The sequence below is a fragment of the Streptomyces malaysiensis subsp. samsunensis genome (assembly GCF_024519315.1).
In the GTDB taxonomy this organism is placed as follows: domain Bacteria; phylum Actinomycetota; class Actinomycetes; order Streptomycetales; family Streptomycetaceae; genus Streptomyces; species Streptomyces malaysiensis.
Window position 1 is genome coordinate 1 of record NZ_JANIIC010000120.1, and the last position, 16,199, is coordinate 16,199.

The following is a 16,199-nucleotide window of genomic DNA, read 5'->3' on the forward strand; positions in this document are numbered from 1 at the left end:
CGGGGGGGGGCCCCCCTCCTCGTCCCCGGGCCCCCCCGCCCCGCCCCCCCGCCCCCGCCCCGCCTCACACGTTCCGGGCCCCGCTCATCCCCACACCTCGCTCCCTGCTGGGGCAGGTGGCTGTCGCGCAAAAATTGCGACAAGATGAGGGTAGGAGCGCCGGGAAGTCTGGTCGGCATACGCCATACGTGTATCCGCACCCGACTCACCCAGGAGGCCCGCCCGTGGCCGCGCCCACCAGCCGTAAGTTCCTCGGACGCCCGTCGCTGCCCGAGCGGACGTTCGTCATCGACGCGCTGCGCACCGAGACCGTCGGCGGTGTACTCCTCCTCGTGGCCGCCATCGTGGCGCTGATCCTCGCCAACACCCCGCTCAGCGGCGTCTACGGCGACATCAGGGACTTCTCGTTCGGCCCCCAGGCGCTGCACCTGCATCTCTCGGTCGCCTCCTGGGCCACCGACGGTCTGCTGACGATCTTCTTCTTCGTGGCCGGTATCGAGCTGAAGCGCGAACTGGTCGCGGGCGAGTTGCGCGACCCCAGGACGGCCGCACTGCCCGTGATCGCCGCCGTCTGCGGCATGGCCGTGCCCGCGCTCGTCTATGTCACCGTCAGCGCGAGCGGCGGCGGCAGTCTCAAGGGCTGGGCCGTGCCGACCGCCACCGATATCGCCTTCGCGCTCGCCGTCCTCGCCGTGATCGGCACCGCACTGCCCGCCGCGCTGCGCGCCTTCCTGCTCACCCTCGCGGTCGTCGACGACCTCGGCGCCATCCTGATCATCGCGATCTTCTTCACCCAGCACATCAACCTCGTCGCCCTGGGCCTGTCCCTCGCCGCACTCGCCCTCTTCTGGCTGCTGCACCACAAGGGAGTCCGGACGGCCTGGATCTATCTCCCGCTCGCCGTGGTGACCTGGGCGCTGATGCACGCCAGCGGTGTGCATGCCACCATCTCCGGCGTCGCGATGGGCCTGATGCTGCGCTGCACCGTACGGGACGGCGAGGAGCGCTCCCCCGCCGAGCGCGTCGAGCACCGGATGCGCCCGGTGTCGGCGGGCGTGGCGGTGCCGCTGTTCGCCCTGTTCGCGGCCGGGGTGCCGCTCTCCGGCGACGCCGTGGCGGATGTCTTCACCCGCCCGGAGACCCTCGGCGTCGCCCTGGGCCTCGTCGTGGGCAAGGCCGTCGGCGTCTTCGGCGGCTCCTGGTGCGCCGCCCGTTTCACCAGGGCCGAGCTGAACGAGGATCTCGCCTGGGCCGATGTCTTCGCCGTGGCCACCCTCGCCGGAATCGGCTTCACCGTCTCCCTCCTCATCGGCGAACTCGCCTTCCCCGGCGATCCCACGCTCGCCGGGGAGATCAAGGCGGCGGTCCTCATCGGCTCGCTGACCGCCGCCCTGTTCGCCGGGGTCCTCCTCAAACTGCGCAACACCAAGTACCAGCGGCTGTGTCAGGAGGAGGAGCGGGACGAGGACATGGACGGCATCCCTGACGTCTATGAGCTGGACAGCCCCGAATACCACCTGCGGATGGCCGCCATTCACGAGGCAAAGGCCGCCGAGCACCGACGGCTTGCCGAAGTGGCCGCCGCGAACGACTCCGGCGACGATGGTCCGGCATGATCTGAGAGGCTTGACGCCCGTAGAAATGCGCAGAAGACGTAGCAAGCGCAGACGACGTACCGCGCGCGAACGACGCAGCACGAGCGTAAGGCGCACAAGAGCAGAGGGAGATGGCGATGAGCGCAGCCGACCACGGCGGCAACCGCAGCCTCGGCCAGCTGGTGACGACGGCGACCACCGAGCTGTCGGCGCTGATGCACGACGAGATCGCGCTGGCCAAGGCGGAGTTCCGGGTGGGGGCCAAGAAGGCCGCGGTCGGCAGCGGCGCGGGGGTGGCGGCCGGGGTGCTGCTGCTGTTCTCGCTGCCGGTGCTGAGTTTCGCCCTCGCCTACGGCATGCGGTCCTGGACCGGACTCGGCCTCGCCTGGTGCTTTCTGATCGTGGGCGGTATCTACTGGCTGTTCGCCGGGATCCTGGGTCTGCTGGCGCTGCTGAAGTTCAAGAAGGTCAAGGCACCGAAGCGGTCGATCGCCTCGTCCAAGGAGACGGCCGCCGTACTGGGGAGCGTCAAACCGCATCCGCGTGCCGAGAGCAATGGCGGACGCCCCGCGCGGGATGTGACACGCTCGTCAGCATGACGGCCCCTGATACCGCCGCGTCGGTCGTACGGCTCGACGGCCCCTGGACCCACCGGGATGTCGCGGCCAACGGCGCGCGCTTCCACATCGCCGAGCTGGGTGACGGCCCACTGGTGCTGCTGTTGCACGGCTTTCCGCAGTTCTGGTGGACCTGGCGGCACCAATTGCCCGCGCTCGCCGACGCCGGCTACCGCGCGGTCGCGATGGATCTGCGCGGAGTGGGCGGCAGCGACCGTACGCCCCGGGGCTACGACCCGGCCAACCTCGCCCTCGACATCACCGGTGTGATCCGCTCGCTGGGTGAGCCCGACGCCGCGCTCGTCGGCCATGACCTGGGCGGATATCTGGCGTGGACGGCCGCCGTGATGCGGCCCAAGCTGGTACGGCGGCTCGCGGTGGCCTCGATGCCGCATCCCCGCCGCTGGCGGTCGTCGATGCTGGCGGACGTCAAGCAGAGCACGGCCAGTTCCCATATCTGGGGGTTCCAGCGGCCCTGGCTGCCCGAGCGCCAGTTGGTCGCGGACGACGCGGCGGCCGTGGGGCGGCTGATCCGTGACTGGTCCGGACCGCGGCTGCCCGAGGACGAGGCGGTGGAGGTCTACCGACGGGCGATGTCCATCCCCTCGACCGCGCACTGCTCGATCGAGCCGTACCGCTGGATGGTGCGGTCGCTGGCACGGCCGGACGGTTTCCAGTTCAACCGTCGGATGAAGCGGCCGGTGCGGGTGCCGACCCTGCATCTGCACGGATCACTCGACCCGGTGATGCGCACCCGCAGCGCGGCGGGCTCCGGGGAGTATGTCGAGGCCCCCTACCGCTGGCGGCTTTTCGACGGGCTCGGCCACTTCCCGCACGAGGAGGACCCCCGGGCCTTCACCTCTGAGCTGATCAACTGGCTGAAGGACCCCGAACCCGACCGCTGAGCGTCATTTACCGTACGCATTTCGACCACGTCACCACGGGCGTGCGAACATCTGTTTTTCGAACAGCCAATTGCCTCGAGCATAGGCCAATTGCCGCAGTCAGCGGCGATTACGGACCTTGGGTCAGGGGCACACACCGAGGTATGGGCTGGACGCACGACTACCGTGACGCACCAAACAGCCGCGGCCCCGAGGCCGCCGCTACCGCCAATGCCGCGCTGAGTGTTTCCGAGCGGGGCGGCTCCGGGCCTACCCAAGGCCATGACCCGAACATCGGGATTCCCCGCATCATCCGCCGCCGGGCCCGGTGGGTCTCGGCGCGACTGCGCCATCCACGCAGCCGATAGCAGCATCTCCGGCGCGGCCCGGGGCACCGGCGACACCGGAAACCCCTGGTATCACGCTCGGTATATCACCGGCATCACCCGGCTCCGGAGAGCACCACTCCGCTCCCGACGGCTCACCGGGATCAGAGGGCACACCCCTGGCTGTCCACCGGCTGATCGGCCGTACGGCCCTTCTGGATGTCCTCGCTCACCTCGTCCGCCGTCAGCGCGTACCCGGTTTGGGCGTCGTCGAGGGACTTGGCGAACACCACGCCGTACACCCGCCCCTGCGGGGTGAGCAGCGGACCGCCGGAGTTGCCCTGCCGCACCGTGGCGTACAGCGAGTACACATCGCGGTGCACGGTGGAGCGGCGGTAGATGTCGGGGCCGTTGGCCTCGATACGGTCGCGGACGCGGGCGGCGCGCACATCGAAGGCGCCGTTCTCCGGGAAGCCGGCGACGATCGCGCCGTCACCGGTGCGCGCGTCGTCCTGGGCGAACTGGAGCGCCGGGGCTTGCAGCGAGGGCACATCGAGGACCGCGATATCGCGCTTCCAGTCGTAGAGCACGACCTTGGCGTCGTAGAGCCGGCCCTCGCCGCCTATCTGTACGGTCGGGTCGCTGACACCGCCGACGACATGGGCGTTGGTCATGACCCGGTTCGGTGCGAAGACGAAGCCGCTGCCCTCGAGGACCTTGCCGCAGCTGGGGGCGGTGCCGACGACCTTGACGATGCTCTCCTGCGCCCGCGTGGCCACCGGGGACTGGGCGAGCGCGGGGTCGGGCTGCGGTACCGAGGTGATCGGCTCGTTGGCGAAGGGCGAGAAGACCTGCGGGAAGCCGTTCTGCGCGAGCACGGACGAGAAGTCGGTGAACCAGGTGTTCGCCTCCTCCGGGACGACGCGCGAGACCCCGAGCAGCACCTTGGAGTCCCGGACCTCCCGGCCCAGGGTCGGGAGCGAGGTCTGGGCCACCAGCGAGCCGATCAGCCAGGCCACCAGCAGCATCGCCAGGACGTTCACCAGCGCGCCGCCGGTCGCGTCCAGGGCGCGCGCCGGTGACCAGGTGATGTACCGCCGCAGCTTGTTCCCCAGGTGAGTGGTGGCGGCCTGGCCCACCGAGGCACACACGATCACCAAGGCGATCGCCACCACCGCGCCGACGGTGCCGGGAGAGGTCTTGTCGTCGGTGGTGCCGTCCCATACGAGCGGCAGCAGATAGACCGCGATCAATCCACCTCCTATGAACCCCGTCACCGACAGCACGCCGACGACGAAACCCTGGCGGTAGCCGACGACCGCGAACCAAACGGCGGCAAGCAGCAACAGGATGTCCAGCACATTCACCGGAACACCGTCTCACGCGCGCCAGTCGAGTGGGACGTGCTTCGCGCGGTCCCAGGGCCGCTCCCACCCCGCGTAATGCAGGATGCGATCGATCACTCCGGCCGTGAAACCCCAGACCAGAGCGGATCCCACCAGGAAGGCGGGTCCCCGGTGGCCGCTGGGATGAACGGTTGTGGCCCGATTGGCCGGATCCGTGAGATCCGCCACGGGAACCGTGAAGACCCGGGCCGTCTCGGCCGGGTCCACCGCCCCGACCGGGGTGGGCCGGCGCCACCAGCCGAGCACCGGGGTGACGACGAAACCGCTCACCGGGATGTAGAGCCTCGGCAGCACCGCGAAGACCTGGACCCCCGACGGGTCGAGCCCCGTCTCCTCCTCGGCCTCGCGCAGCGCGGCGCGCAGCGGGCCGTCCTCGTCCGGATCGCCGTCCTCCGGGTCGAGGGCGCCACCGGGGAAGGAGGGCTGACCGGCGTGCGAGCGCAGCGAGCCGGAGCGCTCCATCAGCAGCAGCTCGGGGCCCCGGGGGCCTTCGCCGAAGAGGACCAGCACCGCGGAGGGGCGGCCTCCGCCCTGCTCGGGCGGTAGAAAACGGCTCAGCTGGCGCGGCTCGATCGCCTCGGCCAGCCGCGCCACCGGCAGCAGCCACTCGGGCAGCCCCTGGGCGCTGATCTCCACATCCCCGCCGTACGTGCTCGTCACTCGGCGGCTCCCAGGGGGGCGGCGGGACGGCCGGGGTAGTCGGACGGCGGGCGCAGGCGCTGGCCCGGCTGGCCGCCCATCTCGTACTTCAGGAGCTTCTTCGCCTTGTCCGGATCGGTCTCGCCCTCCCCGTACGCCGGGCAGAGGGGAGCGATCGGGCAGGCGCCGCACGCGGGCTTGCGGGCGTGGCAGACGCGGCGGCCGTGGAAGATGATGCGGTGCGAGAGCATCGTCCACTCGCTCTTGGGGAAGAGCGCGGCGATCTCCGCCTCGACCTTCTCGGGGTCCTCCTGGGCGGTCCACTTCCAGCGCCGCACCAGCCGGCCGAAGTGGGTGTCCACGGTCAGACCGGGCACTCCGAAGGCATTGCCGAGCACCACATTGGCCGTCTTACGGCCGACACCGGGCAGTGTGACCAGGTCCTCGAGCCGGCCCGGGACCTCGCCGCCGAAGCGGTCGCGAAGGGCGGCGGACAGGCCCAGCAGCGATTTGGCCTTGGCGCGGAAGAAGCCGGTGGGCCGGATCAGCTGCTCCAGGACCTCCGGATCGGCGGCGGCCATGTCCTCGGGCGTCGGATAGGCGGCGAAGAGCGCGGGCGTGGTCTGGTTGACCCGCAGATCGGTGGTCTGGGCGGACAGGACCGTGGCCACCAGCAGCTGGAACGAGTTCTCGAAATCCAGCTCGGGATGGGCGTACGGATACACCTCGGCGAGCTCGCGGTTGATGCGGCGGGCGCGGCGGACGAGGGCGAGTCGGGACTCGGGGCGGGCGCCTTTCGAGCCCTTGACCGATTTATGCGGTTTCGCTACTTCTGTCGACTCGGCGGACTCTTGTTCGCCCACAGCGGAATTACGAGGTGCGGTCACTCGTCCGGCCCCCTTGCCCTGTGCTCTCACCGGCCTATTGGACACCCGGCCAGCCTAAGCCCACCCACTGACATCCGGCCCGGCCACCGCGAAGAGGCCCCGAATCGGACCCCTGCCGCACAGCTCGGCAGGCCAGTGCGTCAAACTTGTGATTGATCGCACTGTTTTACCGTCCGGCATCATGGGGACGTCGGTCCCCTGTGCATGTCGACAAGGAGAGACTCGTGGACGACGTTCTGCGGCGCGCCCCGCTCTTCGCGGCGCTCGATGACGAGCAGGCCGCTGAGCTGCGCGCCTCCATGGGAGAGGTCACCCTCGCGCGGGGTGACGCGCTCTTCCACGAAGGGGATCCCGGCGATCGCCTGTACGTGGTCACCGAGGGCAAGGTGAAGCTCCACCGCACCTCTCCCGACGGCCGCGAGAACATGCTGGCCGTTCTCGGCCCCGGCGAGCTGATCGGCGAGCTCTCGCTCTTCGACCCCGGCCCGCGCACCGCCACCGCCACCGCCCTCACCGAAGTCAAGCTGCTCGGCCTCGGCCACGGCGATCTACAGCCATGGCTGAACGCCCGGCCCGAGGTCGCCTCCGCGCTGCTGCGCGCGGTCGCCCGGCGTCTGCGCAAGACCAACGACCAGATGTCCGACCTGGTCTTCTCCGACGTTCCGGGCCGTGTCGCCAGGGCCCTGCTGGACCTGTCGCGCCGCTTCGGCGTGCAGTCGGAGGAAGGCATCCACGTCGTCCACGACCTGACCCAGGAGGAGCTGGCCCAGCTGGTCGGCGCCTCCCGCGAGACCGTCAACAAGGCGCTCGCCGACTTCGCGGGCCGCGGCTGGCTGCGGCTGGAGGCGCGCGCGGTGATCCTGCTGGACGTCGAGCGGCTGGCCAAGCGCTCCCGCTGACGCCGGAACGTACACACCGTAAGGGCTTCGCCGGGACTCCGGTGGGGCCCTTACGGCGTGCCGGACGGGGCAACCCCACGGGCTGCGGACCAATATGTCCTCGCCCTATGTCCTCGCCTCGCCCAGGCTCCCGGACGGGCCGGTCTCAGATCAGCCCGTGCCCACGCAGATAGTCCAGCTGGGCCCGGACCGACAGCTCCGCCGCCGGCCACAGGGACCGGTCCACGTCCGCGTACACCTGCGCCACGACCTCCGCGGGCGACCGGTAGCCGTCCTCGACCGCCGTCTCCACCTGCGCGAGCCGGTTGGCGCGATGCGCGAGGTAGTACTCCACGGCGCCCCGGGCGTCGTTCAGCACCGGCCCATGGCCCGGGAGGACGGTGTCCACCCCGTCGTCCACCGTCAGCGAGCGCAGCCGCCGCAGTGAGTCCAGATAGTCGCCGAGCCGCCCGTCCGGATGCGCGACGACGGTCGTGCCCCGCCCGAGCACCGTGTCCCCCGTAAGGACCGCGCCATCGGCCGGGAGGTGGAAGGACAGCGAGTCGGCGGTGTGGCCGGGCGTGGACACCACCCGCAGTTCCAGACCGCCGGTGGTTATGACGTCCCCCAGCTCCAGCCCCTCGTCGCCCAGCCGCAACGCCGGATCCAGCGCCCTTACGGACGTCCTGGTGAGCTCGGCGAAGCGCGCCGCGCCCTCCGCGTGGTCCGGGTGGCCATGGGTGAGCAGCGTCAGCGCGACCCGCCTGCCCGCCCGTTCGGCCGTCGCGATGACCTCCTTGAGGTGCGCGTCGTCCAGCGGCCCGGGGTCGATGACGACGGCGAGGTCGGAGTCGGGCTCGGCGACGATCCAGGTGTTGGTGCCGTCCAGCGTCATGGGCGAGGCGTTCGGCGCCAGGACGCAGACGGCCCGGTCGGTGGCCGGGCCGCCGATGGTGCCCCCACGCGGCTGGCCGGGCAGTGCGGATGCGTACGTCATGCGGAAGGTCCCCCCGTGGCTCCAGGGATGTGCTTGGTGAACTCATCATGGCCCGGCCAGCTCAGCACCAGCTCCCCGTTCTCCATCCGCGCCCGGGCCAGGACGGGCGTCATGTCCTGGTCCGCCGCCGCGGCCAGCGCCTCGGCGACCGAGCCGAAGGCCGCGAGCTGGCGCAGCGTCGCGATCGTGGGCGGCATCATCAGCAGCTCGCCCTGGTCGTAGCCGTCGGCCGCGTCGCCCGGACGGATCCAGACGGTCCGGTCCGCTTCCGTGGAGGCGTTACGGGTGCGCTGCCCGCGCGGCAGGGCGGCCACGAAGAACCAGGTGTCGTAGCGGCGGGGTTCGAACTCCGGGGTGATCCAGCGCGCCCAGCAGCCGAGCAGATCCGAGCGGAGCACGAGCCCCCGGCGGTCCAGGAACTCGGCGAAGGACAGATCCCGGGCGACCAGCGCCGCGCGGTCCGCCTCCCAGTCGTCCCCCGTCGTGTCCGCGACCACGGTGTGCGGCGTCGGACCGGCGAGCAGCACGCCCGCCTCCTCGAACGTCTCCCGGACCGCCGCGCACACGATGGCCTGCGCCCGCGTCGCCTCGCTCGGGTCCAGGCCCAGCCGCCCCGCCCACTGCGCCCGCGAGGGACCGGCCCAGGTGACCATCCGCTCGTCGCGCGGGTCCACGGAACCGCCCGGATAGGCGTACGCGCCTCCGGCGAAGGCCATGGAGGCGCGTCTGCGCAGCATGTAGACGGCGGGCCCGCCGGGCCCTCGTGCCGTGTCCCGTAGGCCCTCTGGGGGCCCTTCAGAGCTTTCCGGGGCCTGCGCGGACTCCGGCGCCGCGCCGAGCTCCCGCGGCTTCTCCGGTGCGTGCTCCCCGTCTTGTGCGTCCTGTGTGTCCTGCGGTGCGCCCTGCCCGTCCGTTGCGTCCGGTCCGCCCGGCCCGTCCCGCAGCAGCAGCACGGTGGCGGCCCGGCGCGGTGTCACCGGTGTGAGCTCACCGGTCGACAAGAGGCGGATCCGCTCTGGCCACTCGGGTGGATACCACTGGCCATTCGTAGTGGACATGGGCGGATGCTATGCGCTGACGCGCTGATGTTCGAGTGGCACCGGCGGCGGCACGCCGGGGCCGGGCCGCGTACCGGCCGTCACACCGGGCCGCGCCCGCCGCCGTGGCCGCTTCCGCGCCCGCGCGCGCCCACCGGCCCGCTCATGGGCCCACCGGCGGGCCCGGCCGGGCCACCCACGGGACCGCTCGCTAGTCCGCGACCTCGACCTGGATCTCGACCTCGACCGGCGCGTCCAGCGGCAGCACCGCCACGCCCACCGCGCTGCGCGCGTGCACGCCCGCGTCGCCCAGGGCCTCGCCCAGCAGCTCGCTCGCGCCGTTGACGACACCCGGCTGGCCGGTGAAGTCCGGCGCCGAGGCGACGAAGCCGACGACCTTCACGACCCGCACGATCCGGTCCAGGTCACCGACGACCGACTTCACGGCGGCCAGCGCGTTCAGCGCGCAGATGCGCGCCAGCTCCTTGGCCTCCTCGGGGGTCACCTCAGCGCCGACCTTGCCGGTCACGCCCAGCTTCCCCTCGACCAGCGGCAGCTGGCCCGAGGTGTAGACGTACGGGCCGGTGCCGACCGCGGGTACGTACGAGGCCAGCGGTGCCGCGACCTCGGGCAGCTTCAGGCCGAGCCCGGCGAGCCTGCCCTCGACCGTGCCGCTCCCCATCAGCCCTTCTCCCGCTTCAGATAGGCCACCAGCTGCTCCGGGTTCGGCCCCGGGACCACCTGGACCAGCTCCCAGCCGTCCTCGCCCCAGGTGTCCAGAATCTGCTTCGTGGCGTGTACCAGCAGCGGTACGGTCGCGTATTCCCACTTGGTCATGGGGCCGACTGTAATGCCTCTCCGCCGGGCCCTGGTGCGTAGGGCGAGGGGCGACTGGTTAGGCTCCCCACTGTGAGCAGGCTCCATGTCGTCAGTGGCAAGGGCGGAACCGGCAAGACCACGGTCGCCGCCGCACTCGCGCTGGCCCTCGCGGCCGATGGCAGGCGCACCCTGCTGGTCGAGGTCGAAGGCCGTCAGGGCATCGCACAGCTCTTCGAGACGGAGCCGCTGCCCTACGAGGAGCGAAAGATCGCCACCACACCGGGCGGCGGGGAGGTGCACGCTCTGGCGATCGACCCGGAGTTCGCACTTCTGGACTACCTCCATATGTTCTACAAGCTGGGCTCGGCCGGACGCGCCCTCAAGAAGCTCGGCGCGATCGACTTCGCGACCACCATCGCCCCGGGGCTGCGGGACGTCCTGCTGACCGGCAAGGCGTGCGAGGCGGTGCGCCGTAAGGGCAAGGACGGCCGCTTCGTCTACGACTCCGTGGTCATGGACGCGCCGCCCACCGGCCGCATCACCCGCTTCCTGAACGTCAACGACGAGGTGGCGGGGCTGGCCAGGACCGGCCCGATACACAACCAGGCACAGGCCGTGATGCGCGTCCTGAAGTCGCCTCAGACGGCGGTCCACATGGTGACCCTGCTGGAGGAGATGCCGGTCCAGGAGACCGCGGACGGCATCGCCGAGCTGCGCGCCGACGGCCTTCCGACGGGCGGCGTCATCATCAACATGGTGCGGCCCGCGATCCTCGACCACGAGGCCGTCGAGGTCGCCGCCAACGGGCAGCGCGCGGCCGTCGCCAAGGCGCTCTCCCAGGCGGGGCTGGGCGGTGCGCGCCGCGGCGGCATGGCCGAGCGGCTGGTCGACCCGCTGCTCGAGCAGGCCCGCGAGCACGCAGAGCGGGTGGCGCTGGAGCGGGCTCAGCGCGCCGAGCTGACCGGCCTGGGCCTGCCGCTGCACGAGTTGGAGCTGCTCACGGACGGCATCGACCTGGCCGGGCTGTACCGGCTCGCGACGGATCTGCGCAAGCAGTGGCCGACGTGAGCGGCGCCCGCCGTAAGGGCGCCACGGACGAGGAGTCGTACGCAGGAGGCGGCATGAGCATGGACGTGGCACCCCGGCTGGACATCGACGTCCTGCTGGACGACCCGGAGACCCGCATCGTGGTGTGCTGCGGCTCCGGCGGCGTCGGCAAGACCACCACCGCCGCCGCCCTGGGCGTACGGGCCGCCGAGCGCGGCCGTAAGGTCGTCGTCCTCACCATCGACCCGGCCCGTCGGCTCGCGCAGTCCATGGGCATCGACGCGCTGGACAACATCCCGCGCCGGGTGGAGGGCATCGGCGGCGACGGCGGCGAACTGCACGCCATGATGCTGGACATGAAGCGGACGTTCGACGAGTTCGTCGAGGCGCACGCCGACCCCGAGCGCGCCCGGGCGATCCTCGCGAACCCCTTCTACCAGTCGCTCTCGGCCGGTTTCGCGGGCACGCAGGAGTACATGGCCATGGAGAAGCTCGGCCAGCTCCGGGCCCGCGACGAATGGGACCTGATCATCGTCGACACCCCGCCCAGCCGGTCGGCGCTGGACTTCCTGGACGCGCCGAAACGTCTCGGCTCCTTCCTGGACGGGAAGTTCATCAAGGTCCTGATGGCGCCGGCGAAGGTGGGCGGCAGGGCGGGGATGAAGTTCCTGAACGTGGGCGTGTCGATGATGACGGGCACGGTCAGCAAGGTGCTCGGCGGGCAGCTGATGCGCGACGTTCAGACGTTTGCTGCCGCGATGGACACCATGTTCGGCGGATTCCGCACTCGTGCCGAGGCCACCTACCGGCTGCTACAGGCCCCCGGTACCGCCTTCCTCGTGGTGGCCGCACCCGAACGGGACGCCCTGCGGGAGGCCGCGTACTTCGTCGAACGCCTGGCCGCGGACCAGATGCCGCTGGCCGGACTGGTGCTGAACCGGGTGCACGGCAGCGGGGCCGAACAACTGTCGGCGGAACGGGCGCTGGCCGCCGCGGAGATCTTGTCCCTGGCGATCGATCCGGCGGATCCGGACGATGCTCCCGCGAACGCCGACTACCCTCCCGCGAACGCCGCGGAGGGAAGCGATCCGGCCAAGAACCGCCCCGGGACAGAAAATCTTGCCGACTGCGGATTTGTCGATCCCCCCTCAGGGAATGCTCAAGCGCGGAACCCCTCGGCAGCGGACCCCGACGTCTCCCCCACGTCGGCGGACACGTCGGCGGAGCGGCTCGCCGCAGGACTGCTTCGGTTGCACGCGGAGCGTATGCAGGTGCTCGGACGCGAGCAGCGCACACACGACCGCTTCACGGCGCTCCACCCCGAGGTTCCGGTGGCCCAAGTGGCCGCACTCCCTGGCGACGTACACGACTTGGCAGGACTGCGGGCGATCGGAGAACGCCTCGCGGTCCCTCTGGAACGGACCAAGCGCGCGGCGGGCTGAGCCGGTGCCCGCGCCCGCCCTGGCGGACGGCCGCGCGCGCATGGAGGAGACGCACAACACAGCGCGACGAACAGCACGCATACGTACATAACGGACGGTGGTGGCACCGGCGGTATCCCCGGTACGCCTGACCGCACCCGGTGACGGTCGCCGAGGCAGACCACAGGCGCGCAGGCGCCCGTAGTGGACCTTGGCGTCTACGGCCGCCCAGCGGTGCTGCGGGCAAGCAGCAAACACCGATGGCGTAGACGGCGGGTCAACCCTCGGCCCGCACGGCCCCGTTGGACCATGTCACACGCGACATCGTCAGGCCGCGTCACACGCGCCCACACCAGGCCGTATGACCATGCGCCAAGGCCAAGCCGTGTCACGCACCCCAGGCCGTGCCACCCGCCCCACGGCCGACCGCGACTCTGACCGCGGTCGCGCTCGGAGGCGTGCGCGTACCCGTACCCGCCCCTGACGAGGCGCGCCCGTACTCGCACCCCCGCTCGTGCCGATGACGAGAGGTGGGTGAGGTGATGATGAGGCGAGACGCTCACACCGGCAGGTCGTCAGCCGACCGCCGGCGAGCCGCCGTCCGGTCTACCCGACTGCGGCGAAGCGCTCGTACTCCTCGTCGTCAAAGGGCAGAATCCCCGCACTGCGCTCGTACTCGATACGCGCGGTCTCCAGGAGCCTGCGCCAGGAGGTCACCGTTGGCCGGCGGCGCAGCAGTGCTCGCCGCTCGCGCTCGGTCATCCCTCCCCACACACCGAACTCCACGCGGTTGTCCAAGGCATCCGCAAGGCACTCGGTGCGCACCGGGCATCCGGTGCAGACCGCTTTGGCCCTGTTCTGTGCCGCGCCCTGGACGAACAGTTCATCTGGATCAGTAGTGCGGCAGGCGGCCTGCGCACTCCAGTCGGTTACCCAGCCCATGCTGGCGCCGTCCTCTCCCGAATCGGAGCTCCCCCACGGCGACAAACGGCATATTCACCGTCGCCAGTTGAGGACGTTACGGAAGCGAGACAAGGCGCAACACCCCCTGCGGGCCCAATCTTGGATGGTCCGAACGGACTATGGGTACGCGGCAGATCACCCAACGGAGTGAGCTGACGACATTTGCGATTACTAGTGCAAATCAGGGCAGTTCACACGCCGAACAGCGGGCACCTCAGGACAGGGGCCGCAATCCGGACAGGTCTCATCACTCACTTGAGTGGTGGTGGAGGTGTGGCTCAGCCACTCACCTGTGGCTGGCGTGAAACAGCTTATGCGAACACCCGGTCCCCTGTCCGGCGATTCGAGACGTAGGCTGCCCCCTATGGGAAACACGCGCTCGAGCGGCGGGCCGTCCACCGCTCAACAGGCCGCCAAGTTCCTCGGCGTCAGCGCGCTGGCCGGTGCCGTGATGGCCGGCCTCGCGCTTCCCGCCGTCGGGGCGCTCGGCCTCGCGGCCAAGGGAACCGTCGAGGAGTTCGACGGGATTCCGGCCAATCTCAAGACACCGCCGCTCAGTCAGCGGACAACGATCCTGGACGCCAAGGGCGGAGAGATCGCGAAGGTCTACTCCCGCGACCGGACGATCGTGAAGCTGAAGGACGTCTCCCCCTATATGCAGCAGGCGATCGTCGCGATCGAGGACGCCCGCTTCTACCAGCACGGGGCGGTCGACCTCAAGGGCGTGCTGCGCGCGGTCAACACCAACGCACAGGACGGCGGGGTCTCCCAGGGCGCCTCCACCCTGACCCAGCAGTATGTGAAGAACGTGTTCGTCGAGGAGGCGGGCGACGACAAGGACAAGGTCGCCGAGGCCACCCGGCAGTCCATAGGCCGCAAGATCAAGGAACTGAAGTACGCGATCAAGGTCGAGAAGGAGCTGGGCAAGAAGCGGATCCTCGAGAACTACCTGAACATCACCTTCTTCGGTCAGCAGGCGTACGGCATCGAGGCGGCGTCCCAGCGCTACTTCAGCAAGCCCGCCAAGGATCTGAAGCTGGAGCAGGCGGCGCTGCTGGCCGGTCTGGTCCAGTCGCCCAGCCGCTACGACCCGATCAACGCCCCGAAGACCGCCAAGGAGCGCCGCGACACCGTTCTGCGGCGGATGGCCCAGGTGAAGGACATCACTCCGGCGCAGGCCGCCGAGGCCCAGAAGAAGCCGCTCGGCCTCAAGGTCAGCATGCCCAGGAGCGGCTGCATCACGGCCGTCCAGGGCGCCGGGTTCTTCTGTGACTACGTCCGCGAGACCCTGCTCAACGACCCGACCTTCGGCAAGACGGCGGAGGCGCGCGCCAAGCGCTGGACCCAGGGCGGCCTGACGATCCGTACGACGCTCGACCCGCAGGCCCAGGAGTCGGTCCAGAAGTCGATCAAGAACCATGTCTACCAGTCCGACCCGGTGGCCACGGCGGTGACGCTCGTCGAGCCGGGCACCGGCAAGGTACTGGGGATGGGCCAGTCCAGGCCGTACGGCTTCGGCCAGAACGAGACCCAGATCAACCTGTCCGCGGACAAGTCCATGGGCGGCTCGAACTACGGCTTCCAGGTCGGCTCCACCTTCAAGCCGATCACCGCGGCGGCCGCCATCGAGCAGGGCAAGAAGCCGTACCAGCGCTACTCCTCGCCGTACCGGATGAAGTACCCGAGCCCGGTCACCACCTGCAAGGGCACCTGGAGCAACGACGAGGGCGCGACCGTCGAGAACGAGAACGAGAAAGAGGTCGGCCCGTACGGGATGAAGGACGCGACCGCCAAGTCGGTCAACACCTACTTCGTCCAGCTGATCAGCGACATCGGGGTCTGCCCGGTGACGCAGATGGCCGACAAGATGGGGGTGAAGCGCGCCGACGGCAAGGAGCACAACCAGGTGCCTTCCCTCACCCTCGGCTCCGAGGGCTTCTCGCCGCTGACGATGGCCAACGCGTACGCGACCTTCGCCAACCGCGGGATCTACTGCTCCCCGGTCTTCATCGAGTCGATCACCGGCCCGGGCGGCAAGGCGCTGAAGGTTCCGCGGTCGAAGTGCTCCCGGGCGATGTCGACGAAGACCGCGGACACCATCAACACACTGCTGCGCGGCGTGGTCGAGGACGGCACCGGCAAGCAGGCCGGCCTCCAGAGCCGGCCGAGCGCCGGTAAGACGGGTACGACGGACGAGCGCAGGGCCGCCTGGTTCGTCGGCTACACCCCGAACATGGCCGGTGCGGTGTGGGTCGGCGGCGCGGGCGCCAAGGGCGTCAAGATGGAGAACATCACCATCGGCGGCGTCCACCACGACAAGGTCTACGGTGCGGACACCCCCGGCCCGATCTGGAAGGACGCGATGAGCGGCGCGCTGGACGGAAAGCCGGCGCCGAACTTCGTGAACGTCTCGATCAAGGACCCGAACCAGCGCAAGCCCCACGACGACAAGAAGCCGGGCCGTGACCACAAGCCGGGCCGTGACCGCGGCGACGACAAGGGCGACAACGGCGGCCAGGAGAACCCGTGGCCGGACATCTCCCTGCCCCCGGACGTGATCAGCGGCGGCAACGGGAACGGCGGCAACGGCAATGGGAACGGCGGCTGGCACTGGCCGCAGTAGCGGTACCCGCGTGATGGAGCGCTGAAGGGGGCCGGACAGAGATGTCCGGCCCCCTTCTTC

Annotated in this window: 16 protein-coding genes; 8 read left to right on the plus strand and 8 right to left on the minus strand. The window is 70.3% G+C overall.

Going from position 1 to position 16,199, the window contains the following annotated elements:
• The first annotated feature begins 224 nt into the window (after nt 1-224).
• From nhaA to NQU54_RS46595, 4 genes are all read left to right on the plus strand, one after another.
• Nucleotides 225-1,616, plus strand: a complete 1,392-nt coding sequence (nhaA, locus tag NQU54_RS46580; RefSeq protein ID WP_257636336.1) for a Na+/H+ antiporter NhaA — start codon at nt 225-227, stop codon at nt 1,614-1,616.
• A gap of 116 nt (nt 1,617-1,732) precedes the next feature.
• Nucleotides 1,733-2,194, plus strand: coding sequence for a phage holin family protein (locus NQU54_RS46585; protein ID WP_069860973.1), 462 nt, complete (start codon nt 1,733-1,735; stop codon nt 2,192-2,194).
• A complete protein-coding gene (locus tag NQU54_RS46590) occupies nt 2,191-3,117 on the plus strand; it encodes an alpha/beta fold hydrolase (RefSeq protein WP_257636337.1) in 927 nt (308 codons plus the stop codon). The genes NQU54_RS46585 and NQU54_RS46590 overlap by 4 nt, the downstream gene beginning before the upstream one ends.
• A gap of 143 nt (nt 3,118-3,260) precedes the next feature.
• Nucleotides 3,261-3,464, plus strand: coding sequence for a hypothetical protein (locus NQU54_RS46595; RefSeq protein ID WP_075200444.1), 204 nt, complete (start codon nt 3,261-3,263; stop codon nt 3,462-3,464).
• A gap of 122 nt (nt 3,465-3,586) precedes the next feature.
• Here NQU54_RS46595 and NQU54_RS46600 read toward each other — a convergent pair whose 3' ends face one another.
• From NQU54_RS46600 to nth, 3 genes are read right to left on the minus strand one after another with little or no spacing between them, the layout of a single operon-like run.
• Nucleotides 3,587-4,789, minus strand: a complete 1,203-nt coding sequence (locus NQU54_RS46600) for a MarP family serine protease (protein WP_257636338.1) — start codon at nt 4,787-4,789, stop codon at nt 3,587-3,589.
• 12 nt (nt 4,790-4,801) lie between these two features.
• Entirely contained in the window at nt 4,802-5,488 is a 687-nt protein-coding gene (locus NQU54_RS46605) for an NUDIX hydrolase (protein ID WP_257636339.1), read from the minus strand.
• Nucleotides 5,485-6,330: an endonuclease III gene (nth, locus tag NQU54_RS46610; protein WP_232564582.1), complete on the minus strand. Its 846-nt coding sequence runs from the start codon at nt 6,328-6,330 to the stop codon at nt 5,485-5,487. The genes NQU54_RS46605 and nth overlap by 4 nt, the downstream gene beginning before the upstream one ends.
• Nucleotides 6,331-6,578: 248 nt before the next feature.
• On the opposite strand from nth, the gene NQU54_RS46615 reads away from it, so the two are divergent.
• Entirely contained in the window at nt 6,579-7,253 is a 675-nt protein-coding gene (locus NQU54_RS46615; protein ID WP_014061749.1) for a Crp/Fnr family transcriptional regulator, read from the plus strand.
• 145 nt (nt 7,254-7,398) lie between these two features.
• Here the strand turns inward: NQU54_RS46615 and NQU54_RS46620 are convergent, their stop codons facing one another.
• From NQU54_RS46620 to sp36, 4 genes are all read right to left on the minus strand, one after another.
• Nucleotides 7,399-8,229 (minus strand): MBL fold metallo-hydrolase, encoded by an 831-nt coding sequence (locus NQU54_RS46620; protein ID WP_257636340.1) that lies wholly within the window; start codon nt 8,227-8,229, stop codon nt 7,399-7,401.
• On the minus strand, nt 8,226-9,287 hold the full coding sequence (locus tag NQU54_RS46625; RefSeq protein WP_102935089.1) for an NUDIX hydrolase: 1,062 nt from the start codon (nt 9,285-9,287) through the stop codon (nt 8,226-8,228). The genes NQU54_RS46620 and NQU54_RS46625 overlap by 4 nt, the downstream gene beginning before the upstream one ends.
• Nucleotides 9,288-9,477: 190 nt before the next feature.
• Nucleotides 9,478-9,948: a RidA family protein gene (locus NQU54_RS46630; protein WP_069860979.1), complete on the minus strand. Its 471-nt coding sequence runs from the start codon at nt 9,946-9,948 to the stop codon at nt 9,478-9,480.
• Nucleotides 9,948-10,103, minus strand: coding sequence for a Sp36 family protein (gene sp36 / locus NQU54_RS46635; RefSeq protein ID WP_020870215.1), 156 nt, complete (start codon nt 10,101-10,103; stop codon nt 9,948-9,950). The genes NQU54_RS46630 and sp36 overlap by 1 nt, the downstream gene beginning before the upstream one ends.
• A gap of 72 nt (nt 10,104-10,175) precedes the next feature.
• On the opposite strand from sp36, the gene bagA reads away from it, so the two are divergent.
• Nucleotides 10,176-11,153, plus strand: a complete 978-nt coding sequence (gene bagA, locus NQU54_RS46640) for an ATPase BagA (RefSeq protein ID WP_257636341.1) — start codon at nt 10,176-10,178, stop codon at nt 11,151-11,153.
• Nucleotides 11,154-11,206: 53 nt separating this feature from the next.
• On the plus strand, nt 11,207-12,574 hold the full coding sequence (bagB, locus tag NQU54_RS46645; protein ID WP_257636343.1) for an ATPase BagB: 1,368 nt from the start codon (nt 11,207-11,209) through the stop codon (nt 12,572-12,574).
• A 585-nt stretch (nt 12,575-13,159) separates the two neighbouring features.
• Here the strand turns inward: bagB and NQU54_RS46650 are convergent.
• Nucleotides 13,160-13,495 carry a WhiB family transcriptional regulator gene (locus NQU54_RS46650; RefSeq protein ID WP_069860981.1) on the minus strand — a complete coding sequence of 112 codons (336 nt, stop codon included), beginning with the start codon at nt 13,493-13,495 and terminating at the stop codon, nt 13,160-13,162.
• Nucleotides 13,496-13,880: 385 nt separating this feature from the next.
• On the opposite strand from NQU54_RS46650, the gene NQU54_RS46655 reads away from it, so the two are divergent.
• Nucleotides 13,881-16,139 (plus strand): transglycosylase domain-containing protein, encoded by a 2,259-nt coding sequence (locus NQU54_RS46655; protein WP_257636342.1) that lies wholly within the window; start codon nt 13,881-13,883, stop codon nt 16,137-16,139.
• The last annotated feature ends 60 nt before the right edge of the window (nt 16,140-16,199 follow it).